15 protein-coding genes are annotated in these 15,491 nt (G+C 41.6%); 2 read left to right on the top strand and 13 right to left on the bottom strand.

Annotation, left to right across the window (positions count from 1 at the left end; all coding sequences use genetic code 11):
- Nucleotides 1-324: 324 nt before the first annotated feature.
- On the bottom strand, nucleotides 325-768 hold the full coding sequence (locus ACPBEH_RS02060; protein WP_016265043.1) for a GatB/YqeY domain-containing protein: 444 nt from the start codon (nucleotides 766-768) through the stop codon (nucleotides 325-327).
- Nucleotides 769-792: 24 nt separating this feature from the next.
- A complete protein-coding gene (gene rpsU / locus ACPBEH_RS02065) occupies nucleotides 793-969 on the bottom strand; it encodes a 30S ribosomal protein S21 (RefSeq protein ID WP_004270806.1) in 177 nt (58 codons plus the stop codon).
- A gap of 208 nt (nucleotides 970-1,177) precedes the next feature.
- Between rpsU and ACPBEH_RS02070 the strand changes: the two genes are divergently transcribed.
- Nucleotides 1,178-2,020, top strand: coding sequence for a pyruvate, water dikinase regulatory protein (locus tag ACPBEH_RS02070; protein ID WP_424349535.1), 843 nt, complete (start codon nucleotides 1,178-1,180; stop codon nucleotides 2,018-2,020).
- Nucleotides 2,021-2,068: 48 nt separating this feature from the next.
- Here ACPBEH_RS02070 and ACPBEH_RS02075 read toward each other — a convergent pair whose 3' ends face one another.
- From ACPBEH_RS02075 to hisS, 8 genes are all read right to left on the bottom strand, one after another.
- Complete coding sequence (locus ACPBEH_RS02075) at nucleotides 2,069-2,722, bottom strand: nitroreductase (RefSeq protein ID WP_424349536.1); 654 nt, start codon at nucleotides 2,720-2,722, stop codon at nucleotides 2,069-2,071.
- A 101-nt stretch (nucleotides 2,723-2,823) separates the two neighbouring features.
- Complete coding sequence (locus ACPBEH_RS02080) at nucleotides 2,824-4,689, bottom strand: DUF2207 family protein (protein WP_424349537.1); 1,866 nt, start codon at nucleotides 4,687-4,689, stop codon at nucleotides 2,824-2,826.
- Nucleotides 4,686-5,588, bottom strand: coding sequence for a deoxyribonuclease IV (locus tag ACPBEH_RS02085; protein ID WP_424349538.1), 903 nt, complete (start codon nucleotides 5,586-5,588; stop codon nucleotides 4,686-4,688). The genes ACPBEH_RS02080 and ACPBEH_RS02085 overlap by 4 nt, the downstream gene beginning before the upstream one ends.
- 146 nt (nucleotides 5,589-5,734) lie before the next feature.
- Nucleotides 5,735-6,583, bottom strand: a complete 849-nt coding sequence (locus ACPBEH_RS02090) for a YitT family protein (protein WP_185920776.1) — start codon at nucleotides 6,581-6,583, stop codon at nucleotides 5,735-5,737.
- 107 nt (nucleotides 6,584-6,690) lie between these two features.
- Nucleotides 6,691-7,209, bottom strand: a complete 519-nt coding sequence (gene msrA / locus ACPBEH_RS02095; protein ID WP_424349539.1) for a peptide-methionine (S)-S-oxide reductase MsrA — start codon at nucleotides 7,207-7,209, stop codon at nucleotides 6,691-6,693.
- On the bottom strand, nucleotides 7,209-7,640 hold the full coding sequence (gene msrB / locus ACPBEH_RS02100) for a peptide-methionine (R)-S-oxide reductase MsrB (RefSeq protein WP_424349540.1): 432 nt from the start codon (nucleotides 7,638-7,640) through the stop codon (nucleotides 7,209-7,211). Before msrB ends, msrA begins: the two co-directional genes overlap by 1 nt.
- Before the next feature lie 111 nt (nucleotides 7,641-7,751).
- Nucleotides 7,752-9,524 (bottom strand): aspartate--tRNA ligase, encoded by a 1,773-nt coding sequence (aspS, locus tag ACPBEH_RS02105; protein WP_424349541.1) that lies wholly within the window; start codon nucleotides 9,522-9,524, stop codon nucleotides 7,752-7,754.
- Complete coding sequence (hisS, locus tag ACPBEH_RS02110) at nucleotides 9,524-10,828, bottom strand: histidine--tRNA ligase (RefSeq protein WP_424349542.1); 1,305 nt, start codon at nucleotides 10,826-10,828, stop codon at nucleotides 9,524-9,526. The genes aspS and hisS overlap by 1 nt, the downstream gene beginning before the upstream one ends.
- Before the next feature lie 388 nt (nucleotides 10,829-11,216).
- On the opposite strand from hisS, the gene ACPBEH_RS02115 reads away from it, so the two are divergent.
- Nucleotides 11,217-12,539: an N-acetylmuramoyl-L-alanine amidase gene (locus tag ACPBEH_RS02115; protein WP_011374565.1), complete on the top strand. Its 1,323-nt coding sequence runs from the start codon at nucleotides 11,217-11,219 to the stop codon at nucleotides 12,537-12,539.
- Between the two features lie 53 nt (nucleotides 12,540-12,592).
- Here the strand turns inward: ACPBEH_RS02115 and cls are convergent, their stop codons facing one another.
- The 3 genes from cls to ACPBEH_RS02130 are packed head-to-tail and all read right to left on the bottom strand — an operon-like array spanning nucleotide 12,593 to nucleotide 15,483.
- On the bottom strand, nucleotides 12,593-14,029 hold the full coding sequence (gene cls, locus ACPBEH_RS02120) for a cardiolipin synthase (protein WP_424349543.1): 1,437 nt from the start codon (nucleotides 14,027-14,029) through the stop codon (nucleotides 12,593-12,595).
- 12 nt (nucleotides 14,030-14,041) lie between these two features.
- On the bottom strand, nucleotides 14,042-14,845 hold the full coding sequence (locus ACPBEH_RS02125) for an amino acid ABC transporter substrate-binding protein (protein ID WP_424349544.1): 804 nt from the start codon (nucleotides 14,843-14,845) through the stop codon (nucleotides 14,042-14,044).
- The gene (locus ACPBEH_RS02130) at nucleotides 14,842-15,483 is read right to left on the bottom strand and encodes an amino acid ABC transporter ATP-binding protein (protein ID WP_424349545.1); all 642 of its coding nucleotides are present in this window, start codon (nucleotides 15,481-15,483) and stop codon (nucleotides 14,842-14,844) included. Before ACPBEH_RS02130 ends, ACPBEH_RS02125 begins: the two co-directional genes overlap by 4 nt.
- Nucleotides 15,484-15,491: the final 8 nt, after the last annotated feature.

The raw sequence follows: 15,491 nt of genomic DNA on the forward strand, positions 1-15,491 counted from the left end.
TTGAAATAAACGCTCTTCTACCTCAACCAAAAAGTAAACCCCTCTCAGAATGTTCGGATGAGTTTATTCATCTAAACACATTTCAAAATCAAACTACCTTGAAAGTATCCAAACCAACTTTCAATAGCACGATTCATCCTTTCAAGATGAAAACTACATTCATTCTATCACAATCAAGCCCGGTTTTAAAAGCAGACAACCGCGCTATTTCTCCAATTATAGCGACTTTATAATCACAAAGGGGAAAAATTAACTGATTTCCTTGTTTAAGCCCGTCTTTACCACAAAAAAAGTAGGACCTCCCGCGGGAAGTCCTACCAAAAATTAACTCAATTTTGATTTAACGACTTGATTGACCATTGCGCCATCAGCTCGTCCTTTGACCTTAGGCATTACATATTGCATCACCTTACCAAAGTCAGCCTTGCCTGTCGCTCCTGTTGCCTGCATTGCTTCATCAACAATTACAATCACAGCGGCTTCATCCAGCTGTTCTGGTAAATAAGCTTGTACGATTTCAATTTCTGCTTTTGTTTGTTCAGCGAGATCTGCACGATCGCCCTTTTCAAACTCAGCTAAAGAATCCTTACGTTGCTTAACTTGTGATGATAATACACTTAGTTCTTCGTCAGAAGATAAGTCTTGCCCTGCACTAATTTTTGCGTTAGTTAAAGCGGTCTTTAAACTCCGAATAACTGTTAGTCGCAACTTATCCTTGGCCTTCATCGCCGTTTTCAAATCAGAACTTAATTGTTCAAGTAAACTCATTCAATCATTTCCTTTATGAAGAAATTAGAATTTCTTACGTTTTCTTGCTGCTTCTGATTTCAACTTACGTTTTACACTTGGTTTCTCGTAAAATTCACGTTTACGATATTCTTGTATTGTACCAGCTTTTGATACGGAACGCTTGAAGCGACGAAGAGCATCATCTAGAGATTCGTTACTGCGAACGACTGTCTTGCCCATATGATATCCCTCCCCTCGCGTGCTAAGTATAACCGTTTATGCGCGCCCAAAAATTGGTTTCACATAAACTGTTCTTTGCTATTATAGCGAATGTTGAAAATACGGTCAATAACCCACGGGCAATTAATTAAAACTTTTTTTAAATATCGCCGCTTTTTGCCCAAATATGATATGATAGCGCTATAAAAGTGCAAAAAGGAGTTTTATTATGTCACAGTCTACCCCCTTAACGGTTTTTGTTCTCTCAGATTCAGTTGGCCAAACCGCTTTACAACTTGCGCAAGCAGCCTTAGCGCAATATCCAAACGTTAAACCCGATATTATTCGTTTTCCGTTTGTGCATTCCGTTGATAAATTAACTGACGTTTTAAGCAAGGCTGTTCCAGGAGAAACAATTGTTGTGCATACATTAGCCACGACCGGCCTTTCGGAAATTGCTCAAAATTATTGTGACGCTAAAAAAATCGCGTCATTTGATATGATGAGCCCACTCACCAAATTAATTACAGCTCAAACAAGTTTAGCCCCATCAGGTGAGGCTGGCGCACTTCATCATTTAAACGATCGTTACTTTGACCGGATTTCAGCGATGGAATTTGCCGTCATGTACGATGACGGTAAAGATCCCCACGGCTTCTTAGAGGCAGACATTGTCTTGTTAGGGGTCTCTCGGACCTCTAAAACGCCACTGTCGCTGTTTTTAGCGAACCGGAACATCAAGGTTGCCAACTTGCCAATCGTGCCACAGGCGCACATTCCAGACGAAATATGGCATGTTGACCCTAAGAAGATTATCGGCTTGATGAATACACCTGAAGTTTTAAATAACATTCGTCGTGAACGGATGATTGCCTATGGCTTAAATCCTGACACAACCTATTCGGATATGGATGAAATTAAGGCTGAATTAGACTTCGCACAAGATTTATATGATAAAATCGGATGCCAAGTCATCAACGTCGCCAACCGCTCAATCGAAGAAACAGCGGCTATCATTCTCGAACAAACCGGCTTAGATTTTGCAAGCAGCTCGACAGATCACGTTAATTAACCCCAATAAAAAGGCCTCAAACAAAATTCAATTTGTTCGAGGTCTTTTTTAATGTTTAATCGTCAAGAAATTATCCAGTGCACTTCGTTTAGCGTGGAATTGGTTAATCTTGCCCTCACTGCGATAACCCATCGCAATGCCCCCAATAATTACTTCATTATCAGGAATGCCCACAATTTTACGAATTGCATCCGGATATTTAGCTGTCTCATAAGCCGGAATCGTATCTACCTGTTCATTAGCCGCCGCCAGTAAAATCGACTGGCTAAAAGCACCCATGTCATAAATCATCCACGGTGAGACTTTGCGTTCAACCGTCAAATAGATAACGGCTGGTGCGTTAAAAAGATGCATTTGTAAATCACTAAATGCTGCCAAACCTGGCTCACCCAAATAATCACTGATTTCAGTATTCCAAACCCGACTATTTTCAGACATCATCTGCCCCCAATCAGCACGATGAATCACTGCTAAATCAGAATTGCCCTTAACCTTATTTTGCGTCCGTTCAAGGTGATCTGCTTTGATACTAGCCAACGTTTCACCAGTTGCCACGTAAACTCGCCAAGGTTGTGAATTCGTCCATGATGGTGTGCGTTGTGCTGAGGTAATGATTTTTTTAATTAACTCATCTGATACTGTTTTATGCGGATCAAACGAGCGAATTGATTTTCTACTATTGATAACGTCGTTAAATTCCATGTTAGTGCCTCCCTTATTTTAAACCGATATCACTTATACTTTGTATTTTTGTTCCATATAGTCATACCACGTTTAACGGGAATATCATAATCATTTGTTTGCTAGAATGTACCACCGCCGGAACCGCCACCAAAACCACCTGATGAACCCCCGGAGAATCCGCCAGAGCCACCACTGACACTGGTTGGATTAGCAGCACTCACCGCACTATTCACACTACTACTCAGGGCACTTGTAAAGGATTGGCCAATATTGAGCCCACCAGTATAGCCGTAGTAATAATAATAACCTAATGGCATTGTTTGTAGTTGCTCAGGAGTCAATTTAATCTTCAACGCTTTAACCACCTTATCGGCTACTCCGAATGCCGTTGCAAAACTCAGATAACGATCCCACAACATGACATCCGGCACATTGGCCATATCAAGCGTCGAAATGTCTTTCAACATCTGTTTAAAGCCTAACCACTCGCCCCGTTTTTCATAACCGTGTTGCGTCCATAATTGCAATCGTAGCCTCTGCCAGCCCGTTAGGAGAAAGACTATCAACATTGGTAAAATCGTCCACCAAGCGACGACTTCGATTAACGCTGCTAACATTAAAATCACGGTTAGTGTACCAAGTCCTATCAACCAGTAATTTAAACTGGTTGCAACGGCAAAAACACGGTCCCGTAGCCAACCACTTTGGTTCGCTTCATCTTCAACCGCCATTTGCCAACCGCGATAATGTTGATTAAAGACTTTTTCGCTATGGCGTTTAGGATATTTTTCAATTTCAAAAAGGCTAACCTGTTGTCCGTTACCAATGATATCGAATAACCAGGTCACTAATTTTTGTTCAGAACGTGATAATCGATTGCGATTTAATAAAGTTAACGTAAATTGTGGTTTTGCTTTTCTAAAAACTTGTTTCTCAGGTGTTTGGACCTCGATTGTCAGGTTTTTACGGGCTACCAAATCTAAAATGGTAGCCGATAAGCTTTCTTCCTTTGCTTTTTCCGTCATTGGTAGTGCTAATAGATAACGAATAACGGCTGGACCATTATCATCTGGCAGGTCATAGACGTGTTCTGGCGCATGCCCCTGATAATGCATCCGAGGCAATGCTCGTTTGACCCGATACCAAACCACTAACAATAAGACCGGTGCTAAGACCACCGCAACCACCGAAAGCACCCAATACCGCCGTTGTTGCGCCTGACGTGCTTGATTGGCTTCTTTAGCCATTTTTGCTTCTTGCGCGATAATGGTTGCCCGTTGCTTTTTAGTCACCCGATTGGGGTTAGTTGGGGTAACTGAAGTTGGGAAAATAAGATGGGATTCAACAAATTGATTGGCCGGATTATTCGTCATTTTGATGGTAACCCGCCCTTTTGCCGGATCAACAATCTGTTGCCCATCTAAATCGCCATGTGTCCACGACTTTAATTCAGACTGTTTCAGAGTTGTTGGTAATTGAATCGTAACTTGAACATCGCCCAGACTGCTGTCCCAGGCATCCCCAATCACTTTCCAGTTTAATTCCGCAGTATCTTGATAATTAATAATCAGATTTTGTAACTGATATTTCAAAGTGACTGCTAACCGATCATCTTCTGTCGCTGGTTGGTAGAGCTTGAAACGATATTTCTGATCATCATCTGTTAGCGAATACGTCCCCGCCGTCTCGGATTGACTCGCTTGGAAAGTCCGGCCATTAACGGCCACTTGTGGCTGCACCAACTTTTTAGGCTCACCAACGGTTGTTTGTAAATTTTGATTGAGATAAATACCGTTGATATCATCTTGAATATCAAAATTCATTTTTTGTTCTACTAGTGCGCTACCGTCTTTTTGGACATTAACCTGAACATGATAGCGACTAATATCATACGTATCGGCTGCTTGCACCGGTTTGACCAGTAATAACAATACCGGTAAAACCATTAGTGCTAGCCAAAGATAGCGCGAACGTTTTAATCTCATAATCGACCTTCATTCTGCTCAATCTTCGTTAATAATTCTGGATCAAATTCACCCTTTTTGAGCATCGCAATTTCGTATGCATATGGTGCAAAATTATGCTTCTTGTCCTCACCAACGTATGGTGTTTCCATAATTTTAGGGACATCAACAAGCTGCGGATGGGTTACAACACCGTGTAAGGCGTCAAAACCAATTTCGCCAAATCCGATATTGGCGTGTCGATCTTTATGCGCCCCTTGTGGATTCTTAGAGTCGTTCAAATGAATCACCTTAAGTCGGTCCAAACCGATAACATGATCAAATTCGTTTAAAACACCGTCAAAGTCCTCGCGAATATTGTAACCCGCGTCACTTGTATGACAAGTATCAAACGTTACTGATAACTTGTCGTTTAGTGTGACACCGTCAATCATCTGAGCGATTTCTTCAAAACGACGGCCAACTTCTGTTCCTTTGCCAGCCATTGTTTCCAAGGCAATTTGAGCCGTTTGATCTGGTCGTAAAATTTCATTTAACCCTTTAATAATCTGCTTAATACCAGCATCTGCGCCTGCACCAACATGTGCACCCGGATGTAAAACGATTTGGCTTGCGCCTAGCGCTTCAGCTCGAATGACTTCTTGCTGTAAAAATTCAATCGCAAATTTAAAGTTTTCTGGTTTCACCGTATTGCCTAAGTTAACAATATAGGGTGCATGGACCACAATTGGGCCTAAGTTTTTAGCCGCAATTAATTCTTGTGCTGCTGGAATATTCAATTCTTCAATTGGTTTACGCCGGGTATTTTGAGGTGCCCCGGTATAAATCATGAATGTATTTGCCCCAAATTCGGCTGCCTGTTGTGCTGAACCTAACAGCATTTCCTTACCCTTCATACTAACGTGACTACCTAATAACATCGCGTAACCTCCAACTATCATAATTACTTCGATTGTCACAGATACCAGAATAAAAAGCAAGCGAAAAAGAGCGTGTTTACTAGTCAATAATCGCCTGTTTCCAAAATAAAAGGGTCGTCAATTTAATATTGACGACCCTTTGATAGTTATTTAATTTTTGGTTCGTAGAAATGTCCCAGAATCTTAACCGCTTCTGTAATGCTGACAAAAGCGCGGTCATCGGCTTCTTTCATGACCATTTCAAGGTCATGCATTTCAAAGCGTGAGATAACGGTGAATAACATCGTTTTTTCTTCACGGTTATAAGCCCCTTCAACGTCATGCACAATCGTAATCCCGCGACGCATCTCATCTTGAATCATTTGAATCACGACTTTAGGATTGTCTGTAATGATCATCACTTGCATCTTTTGTTGACGTGTATAGACCATGTCGATGACCTTACCATTGACGAAGATGCTCAAGATACTATATAAAGCATGTTCCCAGCCAAAGATAAAACCTGCGGCAAAGACTAACGCAACGTTGAAAATAATATTGATGGTCCCAACGGAACGCCCAGTCTTCTTCCGAAGAACAATTCCAATAATATCCAACCCACCGGTTGAGATATCATTTTTCAAGGCCATCCCGGTCCCAAAACCGTTAATAACGGCCCCAAAAATCGCACAGATAATTGGATTATCCGTCAATTGGGTCAGCGGCATAATTTGGACCATTAAACTTGAAAAAATAACAGCGATAAACGTATAAATTGTAAAGTGATGCCCAATCTTAAACCAAGCTAAAACAAAAAGCGGTACGTTTAGCAAGAATAACATCAAGGAAGTTGATAATGGAAATGGTAGAAACGGCATAAACTTCGCCGTCACGGTATGAATAAATTGCGCGAACCCGGTAATCCCCGAGGCGTATACGCCGCCTTCTTCCCAGAAAAAGTTCAATGCAATTGACACACAAATCCCATATAAGATAGCCGCCGAAACTTTGGCCATGTTCTGATGTTTTCGCGCTAGATCGTCCACTTAATAATCACCTATCATTCGTTTTAATGTCTTTCATTCTAGCACACAAACCCTTAATACTAAAGGTTATTTTAGAATTAATCCGACCATTTTTCTCGAATGAAGGCTTTTCGCTTGACTTCCCCTAATTCTGCTCGCCAGGGTTCCTTTTTATAGAAATCTTGATGGTACTCCTCAGCAGGATAAAAGGGTTTAGCCGCTTCGATTTGCGTCACGATTGGTTCATTAAATCGACCGCTAGCAATCAATTTTTCTTTGGATGCTTCGGCAATTGCCTGTTGTTGCGCTGAGTTAACAAAAATCACCGGCCGATAACTATCGCCTCGATCTTGAAATTGACCCATCGCGTCTGTTGGATCTGTTTGGCGCCAATAGATTTCGACTAATTCAGCATACGAAATCACTGCCGGATCAAACGTTATCTCAACCGCTTCTGTATGCCCCGTTGTGTGCGAACAAACTTGTTCATAGGTTGGATTAGCAACATGTCCACCGGTGTAGCCAGAGACCACTTTAATAATTCCTGGTTGTTGATCGAACGGATGCACCATACACCAGAAACACCCACCTGCAAAAATTGCTGTTTCAGTTGCCATTATTGACCCTCCTTTTCAAATAATGCGAGATACTCACCGTACCCTGCAGCTTTTAAGTCGTCTTTGGGAATAAACTTCAAGGCTGCTGAATTAATACAATAGCGCAAACCACCTTGGTCTTGTGGGCCGTCCGTAAAAACGTGACCTAAATGCGAATCGGCATTTTGACTACGGACTTCAACACGTTCCATCCCGTGTGTTCGATCTCGTTTTTCATTTAATTTAACAATGGGTCGCGTAAATGAGGGCCAACCACACCCAGCATCATATTTATCTAAGGAACTAAATAGCGGCTCATGACTAACAACATCAACGTAGATACCCGGTTGATCAAACTCATCGTACTCACCACTAAATGGCATCTCAGTTGCATTCTCCTGTGTCACCGCATACTGTTCCGGTGTTAATTGTTGTCGTAAATCATCGCTCATTATCCATCACTCCTTCGTGGTTATTATTATAGTCGGATGCACACAATTAGCGATTAATATGCTCACAAAAAAAGACCGCCAACTAGGCAGTCTTTTTTATTTAGTATTTAATTAATCCTTTTCAACCTCTGGTTCAACTTCTAAGCCGAGTTCATCTAATTGTGCTGGTGCAACACGACTAGGCGCATTCGTCATTGGTTCTGAAGCATGTGAGTTTTTAGGGAAGGCAATTACGTCACGGATGTTATCGCGGCCTGCGAGTAACATTGCAAAACGATCAAGGCCAATGGCAAAACCACCATGTGGTGGGAAACCATAATCCATGGCACTTAATAAGTGACCAAATTGTTCTTCATAAGTTTCTGGACTGATACCAAGTGCTTTGAACATTCTTTCTTGAATATCACGTTGGTAGATACGAAGTGAACCGCCACCTAATTCGTAACCATTTAAGATAATGTCATATGATTGCGCATGTGCTTTATGAGGATCAGTTTCCAATAAATCAACATCGCTATCGTTTGGACGTGTGAATGGATGGTGCGCTGCAATCCAACGACCAAAGCCTTCATCGTATTCAAATAATGGCCAATCAACAACCCAAAGATAGGCAAATTGTGATTCATCCACTAAGCCCATGTCCTGTGCAAAGTGTTTCCGTAAGTAGCCTAAGCTATCGCAGACCACTTGGAATTTATCAGCAACAAAGAGCACTAAATCACCATCTTTAGCTGATAAGGCACTAAGTAATTCAGCTTCTTGTTCTTTTAGGAATTTGGCAGCTGGTCCTGTCAATTCACCATCAACAACTTTGACCCATGCCATCCCTTTAGCGCCATAACGTTTGATATATTCTGTTTGTTCGTCCAACATCTTCCGTGAGTACTTAGCAGCACCTTCTGGAACCACAATTGCACGAACCAGATTGCCACTATTGGCAGTGTCACTGAAGACCTTAAATGAGCTTGTTTTCATCATTTCAGTTAAGTCTTGGATTTCAAGATCAAAACGGATATCAGGTTTATCTGAACCGTAACGATCCATTGCTTCTTGCCATTTCATTCGTTTGAATGGTGTTGGGACATCAATATGCATGACATCTTGCATGACTTGTTTGATAATACCTTCTGCTTGGTCTTGAATTTCTTCGGCACTCATAAATGATGTTTCAACATCGATTTGTGTAAATTCTGGTTGACGATCGCCACGTAAATCTTCATCACGGAAACAACGCGCCATTTGGTAGTAACGATCAAAGCCAGCATCCATCAAAAGTTGTTTGAAGACTTGTGGTGATTGTGGCAAGGCATAGAAACTACCAGGATAAACACGAGATGGCACTAAGTAATCACGAGCGCCTTCTGGTGTTGAACGTGTTAAATCAGGTGTTTCGATGTTTAAGAAACCATTATTGTCTAAATATTTGTGTGCTGCTTGTGTAATTTGTGAACGACGAATAATTGCTTGTTGCATTTCTGGCCGACGTAAATCAAGGTAGCGATACTTTAATTTTGTTTCTTCAGAAGTTGTGATGCCATCTTTGATTTCAAAAGGTAAGTTTTTAGCTTCGTTTAAAATCGTTAATTCGCTAACGATGACTTCTACCTTACCAGTCTTCATATCTGGGTTAATAGCAGCTTCATCACGGGCTTGCACCGTCCCAGTCACTTCAATAACGTATTCATTACGTAAAGTGTTAGCAAGCGTTAAGATATCAGCATTATCTTGGTTAAAGACTAATTGCACTAAGCCTTCACGATCACGTAAATCAACGAAGATTAGATTACCTAAGCTCCGGCGTTTTTGAACCCAGCCATGTAATGTGACTGTTTGACCAACAAATGTTTCATCAACTAAACCACTGTAAGTTGTTCTTGTTTTCATTATGCATTCTCCTCTTGTGCTTTTAGTTCATTTTTAACTGCTGCGAAATCGGCTTCTAGCGTCGTCAACGGCACTGTAATTTCAACACCACTGGTCATATCCTTCACGTGGGCCGTCTTATCAGCTAATTCTGATTCACCAATTGTCACCACAAATTGGGCGTTTAACTTATTGGCTGTCTTAAATTGGGCTTTTGGTTTCCGATCTAAATAATCACGATCAGCCGTCAACCCAGCTTCCCGCAAGCTTTCAACCAAGTGGAGCGTTGTTGCACTCGTTTCAGCGCCGATGCCAACCACGTAGGCATCCAACACAGGTGCCGCTACTAAGTCACTATTTTGAGCATTCATTAATAATAATAAGCGCTCAACACCAAGGCCAAAACCAACACCAGGCATGTCAGGACCACCTAATTGTTCAACTAAGCCATTGTAACGACCACCGGCTAAGACCGTTGTATAGCCGCGGCCCAAGACTTTATTATTCGTCATGATTTCAAAGATGGTGTGGTTATAATAATCCAAACCACGAACCATTTCAGTATCAACTTCGTATGGAATGTTTAATGATTCCAATAAAGTCTTCACTGTATTGAAATGCGCTTTGGCTTCATCCGTTAAATAATCAAGAATGATTGGTGCATCTTTGACAATTTCTTGATCCTTTGCATCTTTACTATCAAGAACCCGCAAGGGGTTCTTGTGTAGACGAACTTTAGAATCATCACTCAGTTCATCAAAATGTGGTTCTAAGTAATTAACTAAGGCTTCATGATAAGCAGCCCGGCTAGCAGCATCGCCTAGTGTATTAATCGCTAATTTCAAATCAGTGATTTTAAATTCACGTAATAGACGCATTGCCATGCTGATAACTTCAACATCAACTGCTGGGCTTTCAGACCCAAATGATTCCACACCGATTTGGTGGAATTGACGTTGCCGACCTGATTGTGGTCGTTCATAACGGAACATAGGGCCCATGTAATACACCTTGTAAGGTTTTTGATGTTCAGGACCATATAATTTGTTTTCAACAAAGGCGCGGACAACACCGGCTGTGCCTTCTGGGCGCAACGCAATATGCCGATCCCCTTTATCCATGAAATCATACATTTCTTTGCTGACAATATCAGATGTATCGCCTGAGCTTCGTGAAAAGACATCGTAGCTTTCGAATAATGGTGTTCTGATTTCCTTAAATTGATAACGCGCAAAAACGTCGCGCGCTGTTTTTTCAACAAGTTGCCATTGATCTGATTCTCCTGGCAAAATATCGGCTGTGCCTTTTGGCTTTTGATAACCCATGTTCCATTCCTCCAATAGATACCCAATAAAAAAACACCCCTGTTGTTGAACAAGGGTGCTTGAATGCACGGTACCACCTTAATTTTTGCTTAAGCATAACGTTGTTAGCCAACGGCGTGTTAAACACGCAGACCTCAAAAGCAGTCAGGTGGACACCGTCAATTTCTTTCAGCTTTGAAATCGTCTCTGTTAAGTGGTGCGTTTACCATACTTTATCACTGGTCATCTCATATTCTCGTTGCTATTAGATTAACGTTATTTGAAAAAAAAGTCAATAATTCCTGAATTTTTTCTAATTTTTAAGGGTCAACCCCTTTAGATATCCACTATCTTTGCTATAATGAACCATATGAAGCTCTTATAAATAAATGACAAAGGTGTTGAAGATATGCAAAAACCTTTGAACTGGATAAAACGGTATCCTGCCGTTCTCATATTATTCATTCTAGTTGGTGTCGGTCTCTTCGCGACACACGTCCTTGCAACGTACCAACAAATTACCATTAAAGCAAACGTCGTTAATGTACGCCAAGGACCCGGTCTTTCCTACGATACAATGGGCCAGGCAAGCAAAGGCGAAGTGATGAACGTCATTTCACAAAAAAATAACTGGTATCAAGTCCGCTTAAGTGGCGATAAAATTGGTTGGGTTGCCAGTTGGTTGGTCAATAATACGGAAGTCAGCGCAACCTCTAACCGGGTCGCAACTGTCACCAATGATTTTGCAAACGTCCGCCAAAGCAGCAATGCCAGCAGCCCCCTGTTAGGAAAAGTCAATAAAGGCGACAAATTAACGGTTCTCTACCAACAAAACGGTTGGAGCCAAGTTAAATACAATTCAGCTGTTGGTTGGGTTCAAAGTGACTTGATCAGCATTTCTAACGAAGCACCAACAGCTGTTCAAACGGATACGAAGACTGATGATAGTAGCAGTCAATCCACTTCTGATATTAAATCCGTCACAACGCAACTGGATAATACTAAGTTGCGCAGCGGTCCTGGTGTCAACTACGCCTATTCTCAAGTCTATTCTGCCAACACGAAGCTAACGTATCTCGATAAGAGCGACACTTGGTACAAAGTTAAAGACTCGGACGGCAATACGGGTTATGTCGCCAGTTGGGTCGTCACCCCTTCTGCTAAGAACGAAGTCGTTAAAACAAGCGCTACCTCCCTTTCTGAAGCAACCATCGTTTTAGATGCCGGTCATGGTGGCAACGATGTTGGGGCCTTATCAAATAGTAATAAATACGAAAAGACTTATACGCTTAAGACCGTCGATGCGATTGCTAAGAAGTTAAAAGCCGCTGGTGCCAACGTTGTCTTAACTCGTTCGTCTGATAAATTCGTTGATTTAGCACCTCGACCTGCACTTTCTAATAAATTACGTGCGGATGCCTTTATCAGTATTCATTTTGATTCTAGTGCGCAATCTAACCAAGCCAGTGGCACAACCACTTATTATTACTCAAATAGTAAGGACACTAGCTTAGCCAACGCGCTGAACAATCAAATCAAGTCATTACCACTCACCAATCGGGGTGTTGAATACGGTAATTATCAAGTACTTCGCGATAACGAACGCCCTTCTGTTCTATTGGAAATGGGTTATATCAATTCTGATCAAGACTTTAATTACATCAGTAGTAGTAGTTATCAAGAAAAAGTGGCCGACGCCGTTTACGCCGGTTTACAAAACTATTTCAAATAATCATCATCAAAAAAGGCCCTCGAAAAATTTCGAGGGCCTTTTTATGACTACTTTTATAATATCGGGGCCAACAACCGGGCCAAGTCTTGCGAGAGTCGCTGATTAGTTGTCTGCGCGTTTAACTGTTGTTTGGTGAGCGGTACACTATCTTTTAAATCCCTTTGAAAGGTCAATTCTAACGTATTGGTCAATGCAGGATCATATAAAAAGTTCGTCGTTTCAAAATTAAGTTTAAAGCTGCGAATATCCAAATTAGCCGTCCCCACCGCCGAAAGCTGGCCATCGACCATCATTGTCCGGGCTCTAAAAGCACTCGCTTTGTATAAGTAAATCTGTCCGCCTGCTTTAACAATTTGCCTAGCATAATAGAGATTGGCGTGTTGGACTAAGCTGTGTTTGGCTTTTTCAGGTATCATAATTTTAACGGTTACCCCAGAATTAATAGCAAGTATTAGCGCTGCCAGAACAGAATCATCCGGAATAAAAAAGGGCGTTTGAATCCATAACCGCTTTTTAGCAGCCGCAATCAACTTCAAAAAACCGAGTTTAATTTCAGGTAAATCACGATCTGGTCCGCCTGAAACAAGTTGCATACTGGTTTTGCCATGCTCAACAGAACTTGGAAAGTAGTGCTGACTATAATAAACCTTTTGACGTTGTGTCGCAGCATTCCAATCCATAAAAAAGCGTGATTGAAACGACAAGACACCATCACCACTCACCCGTAAGCGCGTATCTCGAACCGGTAAATGCGTATCAACACTATGTTGGTTAAAGTTGCCAAGATAGGCTGTATTACCATCGATTACGACCAATTGACGGTGATTTCTAAAATTCAACCGAAAATTAATGAATCGAAACCGCGAACTAAAAAAGGGCGTTACTTGCCCACCAGCTTCTTCTAGCGGTTTGAAAAATGAACGCGGCACCTTTTGCGAGCCAAAGCCATCATAAATGACGCGGACCTTAACACCCTGATACGCTTTATAGGCAAGCGTCTTGATTAAAATGTGACCGAAAGGATCATCAAAAAAAGCATAGTATTCTAAATGAATATGATCGCGAGCACGGCTCATATCGGCCAATAGTCGTTCTTGAGCAGTGGTTGTGTCCGTTAAGACCGATACCTTATTTTCTTGCGTCAAAACAGCTGTATTGGATACTAAAAAGAGATTAATCAAGCTTTGAATCTCCGGTGTTGATGAATGATGATTTTGCTTGCGTCGTTGCCGTAATTCCGCTTTTTGTTGAGTCACCCGTTCATCAATCCCTAGTTTCGCTTGCGTCCGCAAATCGTAAAGATGCTCTGCTGATAATTTTTTACCAAAAAAGAGATAAAACCCAAACCCAATCACTGGCAACAAAATTAAAACAAGTAGCCAGGCCCAAGTCGCCGCAATATCTCTTGATTGTCGAAAAACGGTAATCACCGCTCCGATTGTATTAATTACTAATATGAGACTAAGAATTATGATAATCATCGTCGTCATCTCTGTCGCGTCCTATTCTTTAAACCACTTGGCTTGAATCTTCGCTAATTGTCCATTTTGCTTGAGGACTTGATACCGGCGATTAATAAAGCGTCGTAATTTTTGATCTTCCGGGCGCATGCCAACCGCGAACTTCTCGGCTGCAAAAGGACTCTCAATCGCTTGAAAATCTTGTCCATTTGCCCGCGCTTTAATCTCAAAGTTAGCATAAACTTGATCAATTAAGATTCCCTTAATCCGTTTAGCCTGCAAATCGATAAAAGCATTGTTATAGGTATCATATAGGATTGGCGTTTGATTGGCAATTTTTTGTTTTAAAACGGCTGGTTGTCGATCCAATTGGGCCATACCCGAAGAACCGGTTTGAACGCCCAAATTCTGGCCTTTTAAATCAGCTAAGCGATTCACTGGGTTCTGTTTCATCGAGACAATCATCTGGTGGTTCGTGAGATAGGGTTGACTGAAGGCCACTCTTTTAGCTCGTTCTTCGGTCTTAGAATAGCCACTCCAAATTAAATCAATCGTTTGATTGTTCAATTCAGTTTCTTTCATATCCCAGTCAATCGATTGAAAATCAACTTGAATGCCACTGCCTTTAAAAATCGCCTTGGCTAGCTCAACATCAAATCCCGTCAATTGCCCGTTTTTCTCACGGTAAGTCATCGGCACAAAGCTATCATCAATCCCAATCACCACTTTTTGGCGGCGTTCAATCGTTGCCCAACTATCGGTCTTTTGCCGGCTGTGACAGCCCGCTAAACTGGCTAATAACCCTAATAATAAGCCGGCGGTTGCTAATCTCTTTAATCTCATCATTTTTCGGCCTCGTTTGGTTGTAATTCAAAAACTTGATCAGCAATTTTGTTTGCAAATTGAATATCATGGGTGACAACAATCTGGGTCATACCATCTTCTTTAAGCCCCAGAATCAATTCTGCTACATTAGCGACTAACGATGGATCTAAGGCACTGGTTGGTTCGTCATAACACAAAATATCCGGTTGCATGGCTAGTGCACGCGCAATTGCGACTCGTTGCCGTTGTCCCCCTGATAATTGAAACGGATAGGCCGCCTCTTGTGCGCCTAATCCTAATTGGCGTAATAATTTTTGCCCTAATACGTTAGCTTTATCCTTAGCTAACTTTTTAACCATCTTAGGGGCTAACGTGACGTTTTCTAACACTGATAAATGCGGGAATAAGCGGAAATCTTGGAAAACAACGCCTATCCGGCCCCCTTTTTCAGCGGCACTTGGGACATAGGTCTCACCGTCGATCACGAACCGGCCACTATCCGGTTGGTCCAATCCACTGATTAGCCGGAGCAATGTTGATTTACCCGCCCCGCTAGGCCCTACGATTGCTAAAATACTGCCCGTTTCAACTTCTAAATTTAAATCATTCAAGATTTGGCGACCCTTGAATGACTGGTTAATATTTTCTAATTTAAACATCGATAAGT

It is taken from the genome of Latilactobacillus parasakei, from assembly GCF_049674265.1.
GTDB classification, from domain to species: Bacteria; Bacillota; Bacilli; order Lactobacillales; family Lactobacillaceae; genus Latilactobacillus; species Latilactobacillus sakei.

What these genes read in the sequence shown, in the direction of transcription:
- ACPBEH_RS02060 (WP_016265043.1), bottom strand. Translation starts at nt 768, where the DNA reads ATGAGTTTACTTGAACAATTAAGTTCTGATTTGAAAACGGCGATGAAG.
- rpsU (WP_004270806.1), bottom strand. Translation starts at nt 969, where the DNA reads ATGGGCAAGACAGTCGTTCGCAGTAACGAATCTCTAGATGATGCTCTT.
- ACPBEH_RS02070 (WP_424349535.1), top strand. Translation starts at nt 1,178, where the DNA reads ATGTCACAGTCTACCCCCTTAACGGTTTTTGTTCTCTCAGATTCAGTT.
- ACPBEH_RS02075 (WP_424349536.1), bottom strand. Translation starts at nt 2,722, where the DNA reads ATGGAATTTAACGACGTTATCAATAGTAGAAAATCAATTCGCTCGTTT.
- ACPBEH_RS02080 (WP_424349537.1), bottom strand. Translation starts at nt 4,689, where the DNA reads ATGAGATTAAAACGTTCGCGCTATCTTTGGCTAGCACTAATGGTTTTA.
- ACPBEH_RS02085 (WP_424349538.1), bottom strand. Translation starts at nt 5,588, where the DNA reads ATGTTATTAGGTAGTCACGTTAGTATGAAGGGTAAGGAAATGCTGTTA.
- ACPBEH_RS02090 (WP_185920776.1), bottom strand. Translation starts at nt 6,583, where the DNA reads ATGGCCAAAGTTTCGGCGGCTATCTTATATGGGATTTGTGTGTCAATT.
- msrA (WP_424349539.1), bottom strand. Translation starts at nt 7,209, where the DNA reads ATGGCAACTGAAACAGCAATTTTTGCAGGTGGGTGTTTCTGGTGTATG.
- msrB (WP_424349540.1), bottom strand. Translation starts at nt 7,640, where the DNA reads ATGAGCGATGATTTACGACAACAATTAACACCGGAACAGTATGCGGTG.
- aspS (WP_424349541.1), bottom strand. Translation starts at nt 9,524, where the DNA reads ATGAAAACAAGAACAACTTACAGTGGTTTAGTTGATGAAACATTTGTT.
- hisS (WP_424349542.1), bottom strand. Translation starts at nt 10,828, where the DNA reads ATGGGTTATCAAAAGCCAAAAGGCACAGCCGATATTTTGCCAGGAGAA.
- ACPBEH_RS02115 (WP_011374565.1), top strand. Translation starts at nt 11,217, where the DNA reads ATGCAAAAACCTTTGAACTGGATAAAACGGTATCCTGCCGTTCTCATA.
- cls (WP_424349543.1), bottom strand. Translation starts at nt 14,029, where the DNA reads ATGACGACGATGATTATCATAATTCTTAGTCTCATATTAGTAATTAAT.
- ACPBEH_RS02125 (WP_424349544.1), bottom strand. Translation starts at nt 14,845, where the DNA reads ATGATGAGATTAAAGAGATTAGCAACCGCCGGCTTATTATTAGGGTTA.
- ACPBEH_RS02130 (WP_424349545.1), bottom strand. Translation starts at nt 15,483, where the DNA reads ATGTTTAAATTAGAAAATATTAACCAGTCATTCAAGGGTCGCCAAATC.